Origin of the sequence: Pseudomonas sp. MYb193, from assembly GCF_002966775.1 — a bacterium.
Lineage (GTDB): Bacteria > Pseudomonadota > Gammaproteobacteria > Pseudomonadales > Pseudomonadaceae > Aquipseudomonas > Aquipseudomonas paracarnis.
Window position 1 is genome coordinate 2,005,706 of the sequence record NZ_CP023269.1, and the last position, 18,887, is coordinate 2,024,592.

The 18,887-nt window shown below is 62.6% G+C and carries 20 protein-coding genes; 11 read left to right on the plus strand and 9 right to left on the minus strand.

Annotation, left to right across the window (positions count from 1 at the left end):
* Positions 1-13: 13 nt before the first annotated feature.
* Together CLM72_RS09460 and CLM72_RS09465 are read right to left on the minus strand one after the other, a co-directional pair.
* Positions 14-343, minus strand: a complete 330-nt coding sequence (locus CLM72_RS09460; RefSeq protein WP_105226270.1) for an EscU/YscU/HrcU family type III secretion system export apparatus switch protein — start codon at positions 341-343, stop codon at positions 14-16.
* Positions 340-1,917, minus strand: coding sequence for a flagellar hook-length control protein FliK (locus CLM72_RS09465; protein WP_105229106.1), 1,578 nt, complete (start codon positions 1,915-1,917; stop codon positions 340-342). The genes CLM72_RS09460 and CLM72_RS09465 overlap by 4 nt, the downstream gene beginning before the upstream one ends.
* 200 nt (positions 1,918-2,117) lie before the next feature.
* On the opposite strand from CLM72_RS09465, the gene ccmA reads away from it, so the two are divergent.
* The 11 genes from ccmA (at position 2,118) to phnN (ending at position 10,503) form a co-directional block, all read left to right on the plus strand.
* Positions 2,118-2,753 (plus strand): cytochrome c biogenesis heme-transporting ATPase CcmA, encoded by a 636-nt coding sequence (gene ccmA, locus CLM72_RS09470; RefSeq protein ID WP_105226271.1) that lies wholly within the window; start codon positions 2,118-2,120, stop codon positions 2,751-2,753.
* A complete protein-coding gene (ccmB, locus tag CLM72_RS09475; protein ID WP_014717701.1) occupies positions 2,750-3,418 on the plus strand; it encodes a heme exporter protein CcmB in 669 nt (222 codons plus the stop codon). The genes ccmA and ccmB overlap by 4 nt, the downstream gene beginning before the upstream one ends.
* An 87-nt stretch (positions 3,419-3,505) precedes the next feature.
* Positions 3,506-4,261, plus strand: coding sequence for a heme ABC transporter permease (locus tag CLM72_RS09480; RefSeq protein WP_105226272.1), 756 nt, complete (start codon positions 3,506-3,508; stop codon positions 4,259-4,261).
* Positions 4,258-4,434, plus strand: coding sequence for a heme exporter protein CcmD (gene ccmD, locus CLM72_RS09485; protein WP_003172771.1), 177 nt, complete (start codon positions 4,258-4,260; stop codon positions 4,432-4,434). Before CLM72_RS09480 ends, ccmD begins: the two co-directional genes overlap by 4 nt.
* Positions 4,431-4,889, plus strand: a complete 459-nt coding sequence (gene ccmE / locus CLM72_RS09490) for a cytochrome c maturation protein CcmE (RefSeq protein ID WP_014717703.1) — start codon at positions 4,431-4,433, stop codon at positions 4,887-4,889. Before ccmD ends, ccmE begins: the two co-directional genes overlap by 4 nt.
* Before the next feature lie 3 nt (positions 4,890-4,892).
* Positions 4,893-6,881, plus strand: a complete 1,989-nt coding sequence (locus tag CLM72_RS09495; RefSeq protein ID WP_003189956.1) for a heme lyase CcmF/NrfE family subunit — start codon at positions 4,893-4,895, stop codon at positions 6,879-6,881.
* Positions 6,878-7,414, plus strand: coding sequence for a DsbE family thiol:disulfide interchange protein (locus CLM72_RS09500; protein ID WP_089042699.1), 537 nt, complete (start codon positions 6,878-6,880; stop codon positions 7,412-7,414). The genes CLM72_RS09495 and CLM72_RS09500 overlap by 4 nt, the downstream gene beginning before the upstream one ends.
* Positions 7,411-7,884 carry a cytochrome c-type biogenesis protein gene (locus tag CLM72_RS09505; protein ID WP_020301388.1) on the plus strand — a complete coding sequence of 158 codons (474 nt, stop codon included), beginning with the start codon at positions 7,411-7,413 and terminating at the stop codon, positions 7,882-7,884. The genes CLM72_RS09500 and CLM72_RS09505 overlap by 4 nt, the downstream gene beginning before the upstream one ends.
* On the plus strand, positions 7,877-9,067 hold the full coding sequence (ccmI, locus tag CLM72_RS09510; RefSeq protein WP_105226273.1) for a c-type cytochrome biogenesis protein CcmI: 1,191 nt from the start codon (positions 7,877-7,879) through the stop codon (positions 9,065-9,067). The genes CLM72_RS09505 and ccmI overlap by 8 nt, the downstream gene beginning before the upstream one ends.
* Positions 9,068-9,083: 16 nt before the next feature.
* Complete coding sequence (locus CLM72_RS09515) at positions 9,084-9,491, plus strand: hypothetical protein (RefSeq protein WP_105226274.1); 408 nt, start codon at positions 9,084-9,086, stop codon at positions 9,489-9,491.
* A 439-nt stretch (positions 9,492-9,930) separates the two neighbouring features.
* Positions 9,931-10,503, plus strand: coding sequence for a phosphonate metabolism protein/1,5-bisphosphokinase (PRPP-forming) PhnN (phnN, locus tag CLM72_RS09520; protein WP_105226275.1), 573 nt, complete (start codon positions 9,931-9,933; stop codon positions 10,501-10,503).
* A 231-nt stretch (positions 10,504-10,734) separates the two neighbouring features.
* Here the strand turns inward: phnN and CLM72_RS09525 are convergent, their stop codons facing one another.
* The 7 genes from CLM72_RS09525 to CLM72_RS09555 form a co-directional block, all read right to left on the minus strand.
* Positions 10,735-11,940: an MFS transporter gene (locus tag CLM72_RS09525; RefSeq protein WP_105226276.1), complete on the minus strand. Its 1,206-nt coding sequence runs from the start codon at positions 11,938-11,940 to the stop codon at positions 10,735-10,737.
* A gap of 251 nt (positions 11,941-12,191) precedes the next feature.
* Positions 12,192-13,193 carry a sulfate ABC transporter substrate-binding protein gene (locus CLM72_RS09530; protein ID WP_034127182.1) on the minus strand — a complete coding sequence of 334 codons (1,002 nt, stop codon included), beginning with the start codon at positions 13,191-13,193 and terminating at the stop codon, positions 12,192-12,194.
* 94 nt (positions 13,194-13,287) lie between these two features.
* Positions 13,288-14,112 carry an ion transporter gene (locus CLM72_RS09535; protein WP_014717713.1) on the minus strand — a complete coding sequence of 275 codons (825 nt, stop codon included), beginning with the start codon at positions 14,110-14,112 and terminating at the stop codon, positions 13,288-13,290.
* Between the two features lie 31 nt (positions 14,113-14,143).
* Positions 14,144-15,019, minus strand: a complete 876-nt coding sequence (locus CLM72_RS09540; protein WP_054898372.1) for an urea transporter — start codon at positions 15,017-15,019, stop codon at positions 14,144-14,146.
* A 131-nt stretch (positions 15,020-15,150) separates the two neighbouring features.
* Entirely contained in the window at positions 15,151-16,566 is a 1,416-nt protein-coding gene (gene pyk / locus CLM72_RS09545; RefSeq protein WP_014717715.1) for a pyruvate kinase, read from the minus strand.
* A complete protein-coding gene (locus CLM72_RS09550; RefSeq protein ID WP_105226277.1) occupies positions 16,556-17,836 on the minus strand; it encodes a glycerate kinase in 1,281 nt (426 codons plus the stop codon). Before CLM72_RS09550 ends, pyk begins: the two co-directional genes overlap by 11 nt.
* A gap of 99 nt (positions 17,837-17,935) precedes the next feature.
* Positions 17,936-18,826 (minus strand): 2-hydroxy-3-oxopropionate reductase, encoded by an 891-nt coding sequence (locus tag CLM72_RS09555; RefSeq protein ID WP_105226278.1) that lies wholly within the window; start codon positions 18,824-18,826, stop codon positions 17,936-17,938.
* Positions 18,827-18,887 lie beyond the last annotated feature (61 nt).

Here is an 18,887-nt window from a genome sequence, read left to right on the forward strand (position 1 = left end):
GCCTCATGAGCAATCAGTAATCGTCACCCTGCTCAGTGACATCCCGCTCCACCGGCCCCGCATCCGGGTCGTAGCCCGCCGGGAACTTGCCCTTCAACGTCCAGGCAAACGCAATGATCTCGGCAATCGTGCGGTACAACTCTTCCGGAATGCTGTCCCCCAGTTCCATGCGCGCCAGCAGCTTCACCAACTCGGCGTTTTCATAGATCGGTACTTCATTCTCCCGTGCCAGCTTGAGGATGGCTTCGGCCAGGGCATCATCGCCTTTGGCTGTCAGGGTAGGGGCCTGTTGGCCGTCGTACTTGAGGGCGATGGCCTGGCGGGGCGGGTCGGCGTTTCTCATGCGGTTTCATCCACCCAGCGTTGCTCCAGTCCGGTTTTTGGCCCGCGTGGCGGGGTGCCCAGGTGGCAATCCAGGTCGCCGACGTTGAGCCCGGATGAGACCAGGCGCTCACGCAGGCTGCCCAAGTGGCTTTCGATCAGGCTGGCCGTGAAAGGGCGGCTGGCCCATAACTGGCTGGACAGTTTGCCCTGGGACAGCTGCGCCTGAACTTGCAACGGCCCCAGCGGCTCCATGTCGAAGGCCAGTTCGACGCGCCAAAGCATCTGTTTCGGGTCTTTTTTATCCTTGCGCTCGGGCTGGTCCTTGTCTGGCGCGGGCTCCTCGCGTTGGAACTTGACCTGCAACGGCACGATGTCTTGCAGGGTGCGCATGGGAATCTCCAACTGCCAGGTCGTTTGCAGGCGTCCGTCGGCGGTGGTGCCGGTCTGTTCCAGGCTCGACAGTTGATGGCTCTGCAAGCGCGAGATCGCCCCGGCGGCCAGGCGTAGCAGATTTTCCAGGTCGCCTTCACCTTCCAGTTTTGCCATCAGTCTTTCGGGCAGCGGGAAGCCGGCAGGTGTCTGCCGGGCGCCGACCTGGCCGAGGGTGTTCAGCGGGCTGCGCACAAAGTGCGGCAACACCTGGGCCAGGGTATTGGCGGCGAGGATCGCATTCAGGTTGGTGCTGGCGGGCAGGGCGGGCAGCAGGTCTGCGACCAGGCGTAACAGCGCGCCTTTCATGTCCAACGGTGGGATTTGCGGGTTCTGGCCGGCGAGCAGTTTGGCTTCCAGAAAGGCGCCGCTGTTCTGCACCACCTGAGCCAGCACCTTGGGGTTGCTGACCTGTGCCAGATCGGGCAAGGCCGCCAACAATCGCTCGGCGGCGGCCCGCAGCTCGGCCGATGTGCTGTCGCCACGGGGCAGGTTTTGCAAGGCGGTGAACACCGCATCCAGCGAGCCTTGGCGACTTTGCTGAGTGGCAAGTTGCTGCGTCACGGCCAGTTGGTCCTTCAGGCCGCTTAGCGGTACGAAGTTCAGGGTCTGCGCGTTCTGCACCACGGCACTGAGCAAGCTGCCCACCCTCAGCGGCTGGGGGCTTTCCAGGGTGAGGGTGGCACCGGCCAGGGCGTTATTGAGCACACTCACCAGCGAGCGATAGATCGCCGGTTGCGCCGTGCCCTGGGGTAGCATCTGCGTGGTCAGCACCTTGGCTTGCAACAACGTACCCACCGGCATCTGGTGGGGGTCGAGGCGAGTGAGAGCGGCCACGTTGGCACTCATGGCTTGCTGCAAGGTAATGGCCAGGTTGCCCGCAGGCGTCTGGCTCACCGCCACATTGCTGCCCAGGGGCAAGGGTTGGGCACTGCTGGCCTGCACCAGCGCCTGGCGACCGCCTTCGAGGGTCAGTTTGAGCAGTAACTGAAAGGCCTCGCCGCCTTGTTTAAGCGCGATGACCTCGGCGTTCACGGTTTTCCCCGGGTCGATCAACCCAGCCTGCGGCTCTAACAGTTTGAGCAGCTCGCCGGCGGCCGGCAGCGGTGCGGGCCGGGGCGCGGAGGTTGGCGGCAGTGGAGGAAGGTTGATCTCACCGGTCATCGTGCGCATCGTCTCTGGGGAAATTGCCCTCTTTAGAGTAGGGCATCGCATGTATAATGCCGCCCGTCTGCAAAGAGAGCGGTAAAAACCTCACAACTATTTGATCCAGCTCTCTAAAATCGGTCGCCAAAGCCGTTATTGTGCATCTCTCTATAACGGCCGCTGCACCGCCGACTTGAACCGTAAAGGCCCGCGATCTTTTGACCAGCCCTCTTCTTGAAGCCGTAGCGCTTGCCTGTGAACGCGACCTGCGCCTGCTGTTCGAGCAACTCGACCTGCGGCTGACGGGTGGGGACATGGTGCAAATCAGTGGCCCCAATGGCAGCGGCAAGACCAGCCTGTTGCGCCTGCTGGCTGGGCTGATGCAGCCGACGGCCGGCGTGGTGCATCTCAACGGCAAGCCCTTGAACGGACAGCGTAGCGAGCTGGCGCGCAACCTGATCTGGATCGGCCACGCCGCCGGCATCAAAGACGTACTCACTGCTGAAGAAAACCTCAGTTGGCTCAGCGCCCTGCATCATCCTGCTTCCCGTGACGCCATTTGGCAGGCCCTGGCCGCGGTGGGCCTCAAGGGCTTTGAGGACGTTCCCTGCCACACCCTGTCCGCCGGCCAGCAGCGCCGCGTGGCCCTGGCCCGCTTGTACTTGCCCGGCCCGCCGTTGTGGATTCTCGACGAACCTTTCACCGCCCTCGACAAACAAGGCGTGGCTCAACTCGAAGCACACCTGGCCCAGCACTGCGAGCAAGGCGGCCTGGTGGTGCTCACCACCCACCACACTTTGGCGCGCATGCCCGCTGGCTACCGTGAGTTGGACCTGGGGCGGTGGTCGCTATGAGTGTGTTCGCCCTGTTGGTCGCCCGCGAAGCCCGGCTGTTGTGCCGTCGCCCCGCCGAACTGGCCAACCCGCTGGTGTTCTTTGCCATCGTGATCGCGCTGTTCCCGCTGGCGGTTGGCCCGGAGACTAAACTGTTGCAAACCTTGTCCCCAGGACTGGTGTGGGTCGCCGCGCTTTTATCGGTTCTGCTCTCGCTGGACGGGCTGTTTCGCAGTGATTTCGAAGACGGTTCCCTGGAGCAGTGGGTCCTTTCGTCGCACCCGTTGCCACTTCTGGTACTGGCCAAGGTGCTGGCACACTGGGTTTTTTCCGGCTTGGCGCTAGTCTTGCTCTCGCCACTGCTTGCCATGATGCTTGGGTTGCCCGTTGAATGCCTGCCGGTGCTGCTCCTGTCTTTGTTACTCGGCACGCCGGTGCTCAGCCTGTTGGGGGCGGTGGGCGCAGCGTTGACCGTCGGCTTGAAACGGGGCGGGCTGTTGCTGGCCCTGTTGATTCTGCCTTTGTATATCCCGGTGTTGATCCTGGGCAGTGGCGCGTTGCAAGCCGCGCTCATGGGCATGCCGGCGACCGGTTACCTCTTGTGGCTGGGTAGCCTGACCGCCCTGGCGGTAACCCTGACACCTTTTGCTATAGCCGCCGGCCTGAAAATCAGCGTCGGTGAATAATGAGGTCTGACCCGGCGTCAATGACGCTGAGTCAGTAAAGACCCTGAGCTTTTCGCCACGACGAAAAGCACCGTGATGGAAACAGCAATGAACTGGACCTGGTTTCACAAGCTCGGCTCGCCCAAATGGTTTTATGGCATCAGTGGCAAGCTGCTGCCGTGGTTGAGTATCGCCGCCATCCTGCTGATCGGCACTGGCCTGGTCTGGGGCCTGGCCTTTGCGCCGCCGGACTATCAGCAAGGCAATAGCTTTCGCATCATCTATATCCACGTACCTGCCGCGATGCTGGCCCAGTCCTGCTATGTGATGCTGGCGGTGTGTGGCATCGTCGGCCTGGTATGGAAGATGAAGCTGGCCGACGTGGCCCTGCAATGCGCCGCGCCGATCGGTGCATGGATGACCGCCGTGGCACTGGTGACCGGTGCGATCTGGGGCAAGCCGACCTGGGGCTCATGGTGGGTGTGGGATGCGCGCCTGACCTCGATGCTGATCCTGCTGTTCCTGTATTTCGGCCTGATTGCCCTGGGCAACGCCATCAGCAACCGTGACAGCGCCGCCAAGGCCTGCGCGGTGCTGGCGATTGTCGGCGTGATCAACATCCCGATCATCAAGTACTCGGTGGAGTGGTGGAACACTCTGCACCAGGGCGCCACCTTCACCCTCACCGAAAAACCGGCGATGCCCGTGGAGATGTGGGCGCCGTTGCTGTTGATGGTGCTGGGCTTCTACTGTTTCTTCGGCGCCGTATTGCTGCTGCGCATGCGCCTTGAAGTGCTCAAGCGTGAAGCCCGTACCAGTTGGGTGAAAGCCGAAGTGCAAAATTGCCTGGGAGTACGTGGATGAGTTTTGCTTCTTTCAGCGATTTTCTCGCCATGGGCCACCACGGCCTGTATGTCTGGACGGCCTATGGCATCTGCCTGGCGGTGCTGGCCCTCAACGTCGCCGCGCCGATCCTGGCCCGCAAGCGTTACCTGCAACAAGAGGCGCGACGTCTGCGCCGGGAGACCGAAAAGTGAATCCGCTGCGTAGAAAGCGTCTGTTGATCATCCTTGCCATCCTGGCCGGCGTCGGCATTGCCGTGACCCTGGCCCTGAGCGCCCTGCAGCAGAACATCAACCTGTTCTATACGCCCACCCAGATCGCCAATGGCGAGGCACCGGTCGATACGCGCATCCGCGCTGGCGGCATGGTAGAGCAGGGCTCGTTGAAGCGTTCCGGCGATTCGTTGGACGTGACCTTCGTCGTCACCGATTTCAACAAGGCCGTGACCATCACCTATCGCGGCATCCTCCCGGACCTGTTCCGGGAAGGCCAGGGCATTGTCGCCCTGGGCAAGCTCAACGCCGATGGCGTGGTAGTGGCTGACGAAGTGCTGGCCAAGCACGATGAAAAATACATGCCGCCCGAGGTCACCAAAGCCTTGAAAGACAGCGGCCAAACCGCTCCCGCCACCCCAGTCAAGGAGGGCTGAGCCATGACGTCCGCACTGTTTATTCCGGAGCTGGGCCAGTTGGCGATGATCCTCGCGCTGTGCTTTGCCGTGGTCCAGGCCGTGGTGCCCTTGCTCGGTGCCTGGCGCGGCGACCGCCTGTGGATGAGCCTGGCGCAGCCGGCCGCCTGGGGCCAGTTTGCCTTCCTGCTGTTCGCCTTTGGGTGCCTGACCTACGCCTTCATGACCGACGATTTTTCGGTCGCCTACGTTGCCAACAACTCCAACAGCGCTTTGCCCTGGTACTACAAGTTCAGCGCCGTGTGGGGTGCCCACGAAGGTTCATTGCTGTTGTGGGCCTTGATCCTCGGCGGCTGGACTTTCGCCGTCTCGGTGTTCTCGCGCCAATTGCCGCAAGTGATGCTGGCGCGGGTGCTGGCGGTGATGGGCATGATCAGCATCGGCTTCCTGCTGTTCCTGATCATGACCTCCAACCCGTTCACCCGCATCCTGCCGCAGATCCCGGTGGACGGTCACGACCTCAACCCGTTGCTGCAGGATATTGGCCTGATCGTGCACCCGCCGATGCTCTACATGGGTTATGTGGGGTTCTCCGTGGCCTTCGCGTTTGCCATCGCCGCCTTGCTCGGCGGGCGTCTCGACGCCGCCTGGGCGCGCTGGTCACGGCCATGGACCATCGTTGCCTGGGCCTTCCTCGGTATCGGTATCACCCTGGGCTCATGGTGGGCCTACTACGAACTCGGCTGGGGCGGCTGGTGGTTCTGGGACCCGGTGGAAAACGCCTCCTTCATGCCGTGGCTGGTGGGTACCGCGCTGATTCACTCCCTGGCCGTCACCGAAAAACGTGGCGTGTTCAAGAGCTGGACGGTACTGCTCGCCATCGCGGCGTTTTCCCTCAGCCTGCTCGGCACTTTCCTGGTGCGCTCGGGCGTGCTGACCTCGGTGCATGCGTTTGCCTCAGACCCTGAGCGCGGCGTGTTCATCCTGATCTTCCTGCTGTTTGTCGTCGGCGGCTCGCTCACCCTGTTTGCCTTGCGCGCGCCGGTGGTCAAAAGCCAGGTCGGTTTCAACCTGTGGTCGCGGGAAACCCTGTTGCTGGGCAATAACCTGGTGCTGGTGGTAGCCGCGTCGATGATCCTGCTCGGCACCCTCTACCCGCTGGTGCTGGACGCCTTGAGCGGCGCCAAGCTGTCCGTGGGGCCGCCGTACTTCAATGCGTTGTTCATCCCGTTGATGGGCCTGTTGATGGTGGTGATGGCGGTCGGCGTGCTGGTGCGCTGGAAAGACACCCCGGTGAAATGGCTGGCGGGCATGCTGATGCCGGTGCTGCTCGGCAGCGTGGCCCTGGCGGTGATCGCCGGGTTCGCCTACGGCGACTTCAATTGGGCGGTACTCGCGACGTTCCTGCTGGCGGCCTGGGTGTTGCTGGCTGGCGTGCGGGACATCGTCGACAAGACGCGCCACAAGGGTTTGCTCAAGGGCCTGCCCACCCTGACCCGCAGCTACTGGGGCATGCAGATCGCCCACATTGGTATCGCGGTGTGCGCCCTTGGGGTAGTGCTGTCCAGCCAGAACAGCGCCGAGCGCGACCTGCGCCTGGCGCCGGGCGAGTCCATGGACCTGGCCGGTTACCACTTCATCTTCGAAGGTGCCAAGCACTTCGAAGGGCCGAACTTCACTTCCGACAAAGGCACGGTGCGCGTAGTGCGCAATGGCAAGGAAATCGCCGTGCTGCACCCGGAGAAACGCCTGTACACCGTGCAGAGTTCGATGATGACCGAGGCTGGTATCGACGCCGGTTTCACCCGTGACCTGTATGTGGCCCTCGGTGAACCCCTGGGCGACGGCGCCTGGGCCGTGCGCGTGCATGTCAAACCCTTCGTGCGCTGGATCTGGTTCGGCGGTTTGCTCACCGGGTTCGGCGGGTTGCTCGCAGCGCTGGACCGGCGCTATCGGGTCAAGGTCAAGAGCCGGGTGCGTGAAGCGCTTGGCCTTTCGGGAGCTGCGGTATGAAGCGTTGGTTGATGGTTGTGCCGCTGGCGTTGTTCCTGCTGGTGGCGGTGTTCCTGTATCGCGGGTTGTACCTGGACCCTGCCGAGCTGCCTTCGGCGATGATCGGCAAGCCGTTCCCCGCCTTCAACCTGCCAACGGTGCAGGGTGACAAGACCCTGACCCAGGCAGACTTGCAGGGCAAGCCGGCGCTGGTCAACGTGTGGGCCACCTGGTGCATCTCTTGCCGCGTCGAACACCCGGTGTTGAACAAGCTGGCCGAGAAGGGTGTGGTGATCTACGGCATCAACTACAAGGACGACAATGCGGCGGCCGTGAAGTGGTTGGCGGAGTTTCATAACCCGTACCAGCTGGATATCCGCGACGAAGACGGCAACCTGGGATTGAACCTGGGTGTGTACGGCGCGCCGGAAACGTTCTTCATCGACGCCAAAGGTGTGATCCGCGACAAGTTCGTCGGCGTGATCGACGAAACGGTGTGGCGTGAGCAACTGGCCGCCAAGTACCAGGCCCTGGTCGATGAGGCCAAGCCATGAAGCGTTGGTTGACCGCTGCCGTTTTAGCCCTGGGCCTGGCCGGCGTGGCCCACGCCGCCATCGACACCTATGAATTCGCCAACGACGCGCAGCGTGAGCGTTTCCGCGACCTGACCAAGGAACTGCGCTGCCCCAAATGCCAGAACCAGGACATCGCCGACTCCAACGCCCCGATCGCCACCGACCTGCGCAGAGAGATTTTCCGCATGCTGGGGGAGGGCAAGGACGACCAGCAGATCATCGACTTCATGGTCGACCGCTACGGTGATTTCGTACGCTACAAACCGGCACTCACCGGCAAGACCGCGCTGCTGTGGTTTGGCCCGGCCGGGCTGTTGCTGGCCGGCGTGGTGGTAATGGCCGTGATCGTGCGTCGGCGCCGTGTCGCACCGATTGATGGCGCCGATGCGCTGTCCCCTGAAGAGCGTAAACGCCTCGACCAATTGCTGGACACCAAGACTGATGATTGATTTCTGGCTCGCAGCCGGTTTGCTGCTACTGATTGCCCTGAGTTTCCTGTTGATCCCTGTGTTGCGTGGCCGTCGTGCCCAGCGTGAAGAGGATCGCACCGCGTTGAACGTGGCGCTGTACCAGGAACGCGTCGCCGAGCTGCAAGCGCAGCAGGACGAAGGTGTGTTGAATACCGCGCAGCTCGACACCGGCCGCGCCGAAGCGGCCCGTGAGTTGCTGGCCGACACTGAAGGTGTGGAAAAGCCCCGCGAATCGCGGTTAGGCAAACCGCTGCCGTTTTTGGCGGCGTTTCTGGTGCCTGTGCTGGGCGTTGCGCTGTACCTGCATTATGGCGCGAGCGACAAGGTTGAACTGACCCGTGAGTTTTCCCAACCGCCGGTGTCCATGGCCGACATGACCCGCCGCCTGGAACGCGCCGCCGCTGCACAACCGGATTCGGCAGAAGGGTTGTACTTCCTTGGGCGCGCCTATATGGCCCAGGACCGTGCCGGCGATGCCGCCAAAGTCTTTGAACGTACGGTTGCGTTGGCCGGGCGCCAACCGGAACTGCTCGGCCAATGGGCCCAGGCGCAGTACTTTGCAGACAACAAACAATGGTCGCCTCAGGTTCAAGCGCTGACCGACGAAGCCTTGAAGCTCGATCCCAAGGAAGTCACCAGTCTTGGCCTGTTGGGTATCGCTGCCTTTGAGGGCCAGCGTTATCAGGAAGCCATCGACTACTGGAACCGCCTGCTCGCGCAACTGCCGCCAGAAGACAATTCCCGTGTCGCCCTGCAAGGCGGGATTGATCGCGCGGCAGAGAAGCTCAAGGAGAGCGGTGGCAGCGTGGCTCCGGCGCCCAAGGCGCTACTGACCGTGCGGGTGGACTTATCTGCCGAAGTGAAGGCCAACGTCCTGCCAGGCGACAGCGTGTTCATCTTTGCCCGCGCCGTAAACGGCCCCCCGGCGCCCTTGGCTGCCAAGCGTGTGACCGTCGACGCATTGCCGGTCACCGTCGAACTGGGCGATGCCGACGCGATGATGCCGCAGTTGAAACTGTCCAACTTCCCCGAAGTCCAACTGGTTGCGCGCATATCCCGGGCCGGCCAACCGACCACTGGCGAATGGATCGGCCGCAGCCAACCGTTGGCCAGCAGCACCACTGCGTTGCAGCAACTGACCATCGACACTCCGGACCAGTAATTCTGAGGACACACCCATGACCGCATTTGCACGCATCACCTTGCTCAGCCTGGTACTCGGCCTGAGCGCCTGTGCGGTCCACCGCCCACCTCCGGCGCCGACCGGCCCGACTATTCCACCGTCTGGCCCCTCGACCCAGCCGAGCACCAAGCCCAGCACCAAACCTTCCGGCCCGGTGACGCCACCGGCCAAACCGCTGCCAAGCAAGTCGCCGACCTTTGCCCCACCGCCGGGCGCCGCCAGCCACTGGGACGGCAAGATGCAGGTGTACGTGCTCGACGATCAGCCTGACACCTTCTACCGCCAGCGCACTTACTACCGTTGGAGCAACGGCTGGAGCCGCTCCATCAGCCCCAACGGGCCATGGGAAGAGACCAACGTGCAAGGCGTGCCGCCGGGGTTGAGCAAGCACTACGCGCAATGACAAAAGGCGGCCTGAGGGTTAATGCCAGTCAGTTAAGACAGAATCGGTAACTGTGGCGAGGGAGCTTGCTCCCGCTGGGGCGCGAAGCGGCCCCAAAAATGGGACTGCTACGCAGTCCAGCGGGAGCAAGCTCCCTCGCCACAAGTCACTGGTTGTCTGCTCTCGCTCTTAACTGACTGACATTAGGCCTGAGGGTCGCCTTTTTCATGGCTTTCAAACGCACTGTGTAGATCACGGTAGGGCCAAGCAATTAAAGCCCGGTGTATGCGCCGAATGCGCAGTGCGCTGTAGTGATGTGGCGATTGCTGGCCTGGCGTGGGAAGGATTGCTAGGTATACTTTCCTGCGGCTACTACGACGCGGCTCCCCGGTTGCAAACCAGGCGCCGCGCAGTGGTCCCGGGGATGCACCGGTGTGGGGACAAGCGAAGAGGGTTTTTAATGGCAGGCAGGTTGATCTATCTCATCGGGCCATCGGGTTCGGGCAAAGACAGTCTGCTGGATGCCGCACGCCCACGTCTGGTTGAGCGTGGGTGCCGCATGGTGCGACGGGTGATCACTCGGTCCGCGGAGGCGGTGGGCGAAGCGGCGCAAGGTGTGAGCCCCGAGCAGTTTGCGGCCATGGAGGCCGAGGGCGCATTTGCCTTGAGCTGGCAGGCTAACGGCTTGTCCTACGGCATCCCCAGGGAAATCGACGATTGGCTGGCCGCGGGGGACGACGTACTGGTCAACGGTTCCCGTGCGCACCTGGCGCAAACCCGTGAGCGTTATCCGACCTTGCTGGTATTGCTGCTGACGGTGGACCAAGCGGTGCTGCGCCAGCGTCTGATTGCGCGTGGGCGGGAGTCATTGGCGGATATCGAGGAGCGCCTCGCGCGCAATGCGCGGTTCACTGCCGAATTGATTGCCGGTCATGGCGCGGGGTTGTTCGTATTGGATAATTCCGGCCCGTTGGCGCATACCGTCGAACGCTTGCTGTGTTGCCTGGAGCACGGGCATAGCGTGAGCACCTGACCCAGTAGTGCATGGATAATGCCAGCGCTCAGATAAAACCCGGAGAAAGATAAGGTCGACCTGTCGCAAATGGCACGCGACGGCAAGATAGCGTTGAACTTCGTTGAAAACTCTACAGGGGCGGCAGGGGGCGCGATTGTTTGACGCAACGCGGGGCGGGACTTACTCAATGGTTGATTAAGTCCCGCCCCTTTGTGCGTTGTGAAAAGTTTTTATGAGCCGAAGGCCCCGTCAGGACGCTTGGGCAGTGGCCAACGCGGCTTTACGTGACGCGCTCAGGAAGCGCAACAAGGCCACCAGCGCAAATGCGCTGCCCACCAGCATGACGGCCAACCAGCCGCCATGTTCATACACGCTGCTGGCAATCGCCGAACCGAACGCACCGCCGATAAAAATGCTGGTCATGTACAGCGCGTTCAGGCGGCTGCGGCTGTTGGCATCGAGGGCGTAGATGGCGCGCTGGCCGAGGACCATATTCATCTGCACGCAGAAGTCCAGAACCACACCGGTGACTGCCAGGCTGATCACGCTGTAGAGCGGGTGTACCAACGCCGGCAGGAAACTCAGCGCGCCAAACAGCATCGCCAGCAACGAGGCGCGGTGGGTATGGCCGGCATCGGCCAGGCGACCAGCCATGGGCGCGGCGATGGCGCCAAGGGCACCCACCAGGGCAAACAGTGCGATCTCGCTTTGGCTCAGGCCGTGGTTACGTGCCAGTTCCAGTGGTACGGCGGTCCAGAACAGGCTGAAGGCGGCGAACATGCAACCCTGGTAGAACGCCCGCTGGCGCAACAGCGGTTGCTCACGCAACAGGGTGCCCAGGGAGCGCAGCAACTGGCCGTAGCTGGCACTGTGATCGGGCTGACGCTTGGGGATTGTCAGCATCAGCACCACGCTGATAAACGCCATCAGTGCGGCGGCCGCCATGAACATCGCACGCCAACCGAAGTGGTCGGCCACCACGCTCGACACCGGCCGTGCCAGCAGGATGCCCAGCAGCAGGCCGCCCATGATGCTGCCGACCACCCGGCCCCGGGATTCGGCCGGCGCCAGGTGTGCGGCCAGCGGAATCAGGATCTGCACCGAGACGGAACTGAAACCGATCAGCAGCGACACCAGCAAGAACAGATTCGGCTGTTCGATAAACGCCGCACCCAACAGGCTGGCGATCGCCACGACGGTGGTGGCGATCATCAGCTTGCGGTTTTCCAGCAGGTCGCCCAGAGGCACCAGGAAAAACAGGCCCAGGGCATAGCCGATTTGCGTGAGGGACACGATCAGGCTGGCCATTGCCGGCGTCAGGCCAATGTCTGGGGCAATCAGCTCGATGATCGGTTGCGCGTAGTAGATGTTGGCGACGATGGCGCCGCAGCAAAACGCGAACAGCATGACCATGCCCCGGGTCATGGTGCCTGCAGCGTGAGAGGTTGCGTTCATGGTGTACTCATAAAGGCGAAGGACGATGGCGTGAGAGAGTAAAGGCAAGGCTCTCAAGTGAGTAGGCTGCTTGTGGTGATATCACTTATGCCGGCTGATGATACATTCAGACACATCTGCCCTACGCAAAAAAGTGGGAGCTGGCTTGCCTGCGATGGCGGTGCACCAGTCACCAGAAATATGACTGATAGAGCGCTTTCGCAGGCAAGCCAGCTCCCACAGGTTTGACCGAGTTGATTCAGTCAGATGGGTTATTGGCCAGAGTAGATCTGGTCAAACACCCCGCCATCATTGAAATGGGTCTTTTGCACTGTGCGCCAGTCGCCGAAGGTCTTCTCCACCGACAGGAAGTCCACCTTCGGGAATCGGTCGGTGTACTTGGCCAGCACCTTCGGGTCCCGGGGGCGCAGGTAGTTGTTGGCCGCAATTTCCTGGCCTTCGGGCGACCACAGATACTTGAGGTAGTCCTCGGCCACGGCGCGGCTGCCTTTTTTCTCGACCACTTTATCCACCACCGACACCGGCGGTTCGGCTTCGGCGGAAACGCTTGGATAGACCACTTCGAACTGATCACGGCCAAACTCGCGGGCGATCATTTCTGCTTCGTTTTCAAAGGTCACCAGCACGTCGCCAATCTGGTTGGTCATGAAGGTGGTGGTGGCGGCGCGGCCACCGGTGTCCAGCACTGGCGCTTGCTTGAACAACTTGCCAACGAAGGTCTTGGCCTTTTCTTCATCGCCGCCGTTCTTCAGCACGTAACCCCAGGCCGACAGATAGGTGTAGCGGCCGTTACCCGAGGTCTTAGGGTTGGGCACGATTACCTGCACGCCGTCCTTGAGCAGGTCGGGCCAGTCCTTCAGGGCCTTGGGGTTACCTTTGCGCACAATAAACACCGTGGCTGAGGTGAATGGCGCACTGTTGTTCGGCAGGCGTGTCACCCAGTTGTCCGGCACCAGCTTGCCGTTGTCGACCAGGGCATTGATATCGGTAGCCATGTTCATCGTGATCACGTCGGCGGGCAGGCCGTCGATCACCGACCGCGCCTGTTTGCTGGAGCCGCCGAAGGACATCTGCAACGTCAGCTTGTCGTCCGGATGCTCGGCTGCCCAGTGCTTCTGGAAAGCGGCGTTGTAGTCCTTGTAGAAGTCGCGCATCACGTCGTAGGAGACGTTGAGCAGGGTGGTCGCTGCCTGGGCGGAGCCCGCCAAGGCCAGGCCGGCGGCCAGTAGAGAGGCGCTGAGGATTTTTTTCACTGCTCATTCCTTGTTGTTCGAGAAGAGGGGAGGCAATTTGCCAGCGACTATAGCCGGGCCTGCATAGAGCTTTAAAGATTAAAACGAACTTTGCTTATTCCAGTTTGCGAAACAGATTGCTGCCACAGCGCGCGCAAAACGCGGCGTTGGGTTCATGGCTGTCCTTCTTGCACACTGGGCAGTCGGTATGCAGCTGTTCGCCGCGCATGGCACTGGCCAGTTCAGCGGTAAAAATACCCGTCGGCACGGCGATGATCGAGTAACCGGTGATCATCACCAGCGATGAAATCACCTGGCCCAGGGGCGTCTTGGGCACGATATCGCCGAAGCCCACGGTGGTCAGGGTGACGATCGCCCAGTAGATGCCCTTGGGAATACTGGTAAAGCCATGTTCCGGGCCTTCGATCACGTACATCAAGGTGCCGAACACCGTCACCAGGGTGCACACGCTGACCAGGAACACCACGATTTTCTGCTTGCTGCCGCGCAGCGCCGCCATCAGGTAGTTGGCCTGCTTGAGATACGGGCTGAGCTTGAGCACGCGGAAGATGCGCAGCATCCGGATGATGCGGATGATCAGCAGATACTGGGCGTCGCTGTAGTACAGCGCGAGGATGCCGGGGACGATGGCGAGCAGGTCCACCAAGCCATAAAAACTGAAGGCATAGCGCAGCGGCTTGGGCGAGCAATACAGGCGCAGGCCGTACTCGATGGCGAAGATCAGCGTGAAGCCCCACTCGATATAGGCCAGCACGTCGGCGTAGTTCTGATGGATTGTGTCGATGCTGTCGAGCATCACGATCACCAGGCTGGCGAGGATGATCAGCAGCAGGATGCCGTCAAAGCGCCGCCCGGCGACGGTGTCGCTTTGGAACACCATGATGTAGAGGCGCTGGCGCCAGTCGTTGTTGCTGTCCATAAACCCTGCCTGAAACGAATATCGAGCAAGCCTAGGGCGATTCGAACGGGCTGTCCATGTGAGGCTTGTGCAGCATTCGCTGACCGGCGCGCACCAGCCAGCACGCGAGGATAAATGGCGCGGTCAGCGCGGGCAGGTGCAGGCCGCCAAAGCCAGGGGTGAGCAGGATGGCCAGGCCGATACCCAGCAGTGGCAACCAAGGCTGGCGACGCGACGAGCACAGGGCCAGTGCGGCCAGCGCGGGGTTATAGCTGTGCAGGCCGAGCAGGGCGCCAGTGGGGTCGTTCAACCACAGGCCGGCCAGCATGCCGAGAGTGGCGCCGCCCAAGGCCCACGCGACGGCGCGACGGTCGGCCAGCAGCAAGCCCAGGGCGATCAGCACACCCGCCAGGGGCTGGTCCAACAGCATGATTTGCCCGAGGCCGGTGAAGGGTGCGGCCAGTACAGCGACAGTGTCGGGCTCGCTCAGCGCAAGGGTGTTCTCCGGGGCCTGGCCGAGCAGCAACCAGCCCAGGCCAACAAAGGGGGCGGTGTACGCTGGTAAATCCAGGGGTTGGGTCGCGTGTTTCAACCAGTGCCGAGTGAGGATGGCACTCAAGCCGCCGCACGCCAGGATCAGCGGCGGCACCAGCGCCGACCAGGCAAAGTGCTGGCTGATCAACAGGCCCAGCAATACGCCGTTGTAGCTATACAGCCCGGCCTGGCGCTCGGCCTTGGGATACCCCCGGCGCTGGGCCGTGAGCAACCCTGCGACGCCCCCCAGCAAGGCACCGCCAAGCAAGGCCGGGGCACCGATCAGGATCGCCAGCAGGCACAGCAGGCCGCACAGCGGGTGGCGCTGCAGGAAGATTTGGCTGAAGCCGTTGAGCAGGGCTTCGGCCCAGTCGGGGCAGGTTGGGTTGTGCATTTGGGTTGAGTCAATAAGACCGAGTTGCCCTCATCGCAGGCAAGCCAGCTCCCACATTTGATTGATGTTCGACATGCAAACTCGATCAAAGGTGGGAGCCGGGCTTGCCCGCGATGAGGCCCTGACAGGCGCTAAATCAGCGTCTCTATACGCAGCGAATTGGTGGACCCCGGCTGCCCGAACGGCACCCCTGCGGTAATCACCAAGGTATCGCCACGCTGCGCCATGCCCTGGGCCTGGGCAATTTCCAGTGCGGTGGAACACACCTCATCCACCTGGCGCAGCCGATCATTGACCACCGAGTGCACGCCCCACGCCACGCTCAGGCGTCGCGCCGTGGACAGGTTGGGTGTGAGGTTGAGGATCGGCGCCACGGGCCGCTCCCGCGCGGCGCGCAAGCTGGAACTGCCGGACTCGCTGTAGTTCACCAGCACCGCCACCGGCAGGATGCTGCTGATGCGGCGGATCGCGCAGCTGATGGCGTCCGACACCGTGGCATCTGCCTTGGGCCGGCTGACATCCAGCTGTGCCTGGTAGTCCGGGCCGTTTTCGACCTGGCGGATGATCTTGCTCATCATCTGCACCGCTTCCAGCGGGTACTCGCCCGAGGCGGTTTCCGCCGACAGCATTACCGCGTCGGCACCTTCAGCCACCGCGTTGGCGACATCGGTGACTTCAGCGCGGGTGGGTGCCGGAGAGAAACGCATGGATTCGAGCATCTGCGTGGCCACCACCACCGGCTTACCCAGTTGGCGGCAGGTGCTGATGATGTCTTTCTGGATCTGCGGCACGCTCTCGGCCGGCACTTCCACGCCCAAATCACCCCGGGCCACCATGATCGCGTCACTCAGTTCGGCGATTTCACGCAACCGTTGCACCGCCGAAGGCTTTTCGATCTTGGCCATCAAAAACGCTTTATCGCCGATCAGCTCGCGGGCTTCGCGGATGTCTTCCGGGCGCTGCACAAACGACAGCGCCACCCAGTCCACACCCAGCTCCAGGCCGAAGCTCAGGTCGCGGCGGTCCTTGGCGGTGAGTGGGCTCAGTTCCAACAGCGCTTGTGGGACGTTCACACCTTTGCGGTCAGACAGTTCGCCGCCATTGAGCACGGTGGTGTCGATGGCGTCGGCATGCTTGGTGATCACGCGCAGGCGCAGCTTGCCGTCGTCGAGCAGCAGGTCCATGCCCGGCTCCAGGGCCGCGATGATTTCCGGGTGGGGCAGGTTGACCCGGCGTTGGTCGCCCAAGGTTTCATCCAGGTCCAGGCGCAGGGCCTGGCCGCGTACGAGCTGCACCTTGCCCTCGGCAAAGCGTCCCACCCGCAGCTTCGGCCCTTGCAGGTCCATGAGGATACCGAGCGGGTAGTTGAGCTGGCGCTCGACCTGGCGAATCCACTGGTAGCGCTGGGCATGGTCGGCGTGGTCGCCGTGGCTGAAGTTGAGGCGGAAGATATTCACCCCGGCCTCCACCAGCTCGCGGATGTCGTCGATACCGTCGGTGGCCGGGCCCAGGGTGGCGAGGATTTTGACCTTCTTGTCAGGCGTCATGGTTGGCAGTCTCGAGGATCAGGATGGCGCGGAAGTCGTTGACGTTGGTGCGCGTCGGCTCGGTGACGATCAAGTCGCCCAGGGCGGCGAAATAGCCGTAGCCGTTGTTGTTGTCCAGCTCATCACTGGCCGACAGGCCCAGGGCTTCGGCACGGCGGTAGCTGCAGGGGCTCATGATCGCGCCGGCGTTGTCTTCTGAACCGTCGATGCCATCGGTATCGCCGGCCAGGGCGTACACGCCGGGCAGGCCCTTGAGGCTGTCGGTGAGGCTCAAGAGGAATTCCGCATTGCGCCCGCCACGGCCGTCGCCGCGTACAGTGACGGTGGTTTCGCCCCCCGACAGAATCACGCAAGGCGCCGCCAGTGGCTGGCCGTGCTGCACGATCTGCCGGGCGATGCCGGCGTGTACCTTGGCCACATCGCGGGCTTCGCCTTCCAGGTCACCGAGGATCAACGGGCTGAAACCGGCCTGGCGCACTTTGACCGCCACCGCTTCCAGGGATTGCTGCGGGCGGGCGATCAATTGGAAGTGGCTGCGGGCAAGCACCGGGTCGCCGGGCTTGACGGTTTCCGAGGCCGGGTTCTGCAACCAACTGCGCACCGAAGCGGGGGCGTCGATGTGGTAACGCTTGAGGATCGCCAGGGCCTGTTGCGAGGTGCTCGGGTCGCCGACCGTCGGGCCCGAGGCGATCACCGTGGCCTGGTCGCCCGGTACATCGGAGATCGCGTAGGTGTACACCGTGGCTGGCCACGCGGCCTTGGCCAAGCGCCCGCCCTTGATGGCCGAGAGGTGCTTGCGCACGCAATTCATCTCGCCAATGGTGGCGCCGGATTTAAGCAGGGCTTTGTTGATGGCTTGTTTGTCCGCCAGGGTGATGCCCTCGGCGGGCAGGGCGAGTAATGCCGAGCCACCGCCGGAGAGCAGGAAGATCACACGGTCGTCTTCACCCAGATGGCTGATCAGTTCCAGCACGCGCTGGGCCACGGCCAGGCCGGCCGCATCCGGAACCGGGTGGGCGGCTTCGACCACTTCGATTTTTTTGCATGGCGCGCCATGGCCATAGCGGGTGACCACCAGCCCCGAGACTTCGCCCTGCCAACAATCTTCGACGACCAATGCCATAGCGGCCGCGGCTTTACCGGCGCCGATCACGATCACACGGCCACTGCGGTCGGCAGGCAGGTAGGGTTCAAGGACTTGCCGGGGGTGGGCGGCATCGATGGCTGTGGCAAACAGCTCGCGAAGCAGGTGTTGCGGATCGACCGACATAAGCGGGCTCCCGGGGGATTCTTGTTATTAGAGGTGCAGCGCATTCAAAGGTGGGAGCAGGCAAGCCAGCTCCCACACTGGAGTGCATTTCAAGCTGGGTTATTTATCGCGAATCGAGAAGTTCGCCATATGCTCCAGGCCCTTGATCAGCGCCGAGTGGTCCCAGTTGCCGCCGCCAAGTGCCGTGCAGGTGCTGAACACTTGCTGGGTGCCGGCGGTGTTCGGCAGGTTGATCCCCAGTTCCTTGGCGCCGGCCAGGGCCAGGTTCAGGTCCTTCTGGTGCAGGTTGATGCGGAAACCCGGGTCAAAGGTGCCCTTGATCATGCGCTCGCCGTGCACTTCCAGGATCTTGGACGATGCAAAGCCACCCATCAGCGCTTCCCGCACCTTGGCCGGGTCGGCGCCGTTTTTGGAGGCGAACAACAACGCTTCGGCCACCGCCTGGATGTTCAGGGCAACGATGATCTGGTTGGCCACCTTGGCGGTCTGGCCATCGCCATTGCCGCCTACCAGGGTGATGTTTTTGCCCATGCTCTGGAACAGCGGCAGCGCGCGTTCGAACGTCTGCGGTTCGCCACCGACCATAATGCTCAAGGTGCCGGCCTTGGCACCGACTTCACCACCGGACACCGGGGCGTCCAGGTACTGTGCGCCGGCCTGGTTGACCTTGGCGGCGAATGCTTTGGTGGCAGTAGGGGAGATCGAGCTCATGTCGATCACCACCTTGTTCGGCGACAGGCCAGCAGCCACGCCGTCGGTGCGAAACAGCACGTCATCGACTTGAGGGGTGTCGGGCACCATGACAATGATGAACTCGGCTTCCTGGGCCACTTGTTGCGGGTTGGCCAGCGCCACGGCGCCGGCGCTGATCAGTTCAGCTGGAGCCTTGCCGTGATGTTCGGAGAGAAACAGTTGATGGCCTGCTTTCTGCAGGTTGGCGGCCATGGGTTGGCCCATGATGCCGGTGCCGATAAATCCGATTTTAGCCATGATCAAAATCCTCTTTTCATGTGGGAGCTGGCTTGCCTGCGATGGCATCACCCCCGTATGC

Coding starts and splice junctions, on each gene's coding strand:
- CLM72_RS09525 (WP_105226276.1), bottom strand. CDS start 11,940: ATGAACGCAACCTCTCACGCTGCAGGCACCATGACCCGGGGCATGGTC.
- CLM72_RS09505 (WP_020301388.1), top strand. CDS start 7,411: ATGAAGCGTTGGTTGACCGCTGCCGTTTTAGCCCTGGGCCTGGCCGGC.
- phnN (WP_105226275.1), top strand. CDS start 9,931: ATGGCAGGCAGGTTGATCTATCTCATCGGGCCATCGGGTTCGGGCAAA.
- ccmD (WP_003172771.1), top strand. CDS start 4,258: ATGAGTTTTGCTTCTTTCAGCGATTTTCTCGCCATGGGCCACCACGGC.
- CLM72_RS09550 (WP_105226277.1), bottom strand. CDS start 17,836: ATGTCGGTCGATCCGCAACACCTGCTTCGCGAGCTGTTTGCCACAGCC.
- CLM72_RS09535 (WP_014717713.1), bottom strand. CDS start 14,112: ATGGACAGCAACAACGACTGGCGCCAGCGCCTCTACATCATGGTGTTC.
- CLM72_RS09500 (WP_089042699.1), top strand. CDS start 6,878: ATGAAGCGTTGGTTGATGGTTGTGCCGCTGGCGTTGTTCCTGCTGGTG.
- CLM72_RS09460 (WP_105226270.1), bottom strand. CDS start 343: ATGAGAAACGCCGACCCGCCCCGCCAGGCCATCGCCCTCAAGTACGAC.
- ccmB (WP_014717701.1), top strand. CDS start 2,750: ATGAGTGTGTTCGCCCTGTTGGTCGCCCGCGAAGCCCGGCTGTTGTGC.
- CLM72_RS09515 (WP_105226274.1), top strand. CDS start 9,084: ATGACCGCATTTGCACGCATCACCTTGCTCAGCCTGGTACTCGGCCTG.
- CLM72_RS09555 (WP_105226278.1), bottom strand. CDS start 18,826: ATGGCTAAAATCGGATTTATCGGCACCGGCATCATGGGCCAACCCATG.
- ccmI (WP_105226273.1), top strand. CDS start 7,877: ATGATTGATTTCTGGCTCGCAGCCGGTTTGCTGCTACTGATTGCCCTG.
- CLM72_RS09465 (WP_105229106.1), bottom strand. CDS start 1,917: ATGACCGGTGAGATCAACCTTCCTCCACTGCCGCCAACCTCCGCGCCC.
- pyk (WP_014717715.1), bottom strand. CDS start 16,566: ATGACGCCTGACAAGAAGGTCAAAATCCTCGCCACCCTGGGCCCGGCC.
- CLM72_RS09540 (WP_054898372.1), bottom strand. CDS start 15,019: ATGCACAACCCAACCTGCCCCGACTGGGCCGAAGCCCTGCTCAACGGC.
- CLM72_RS09495 (WP_003189956.1), top strand. CDS start 4,893: ATGACGTCCGCACTGTTTATTCCGGAGCTGGGCCAGTTGGCGATGATC.
- CLM72_RS09480 (WP_105226272.1), top strand. CDS start 3,506: ATGAACTGGACCTGGTTTCACAAGCTCGGCTCGCCCAAATGGTTTTAT.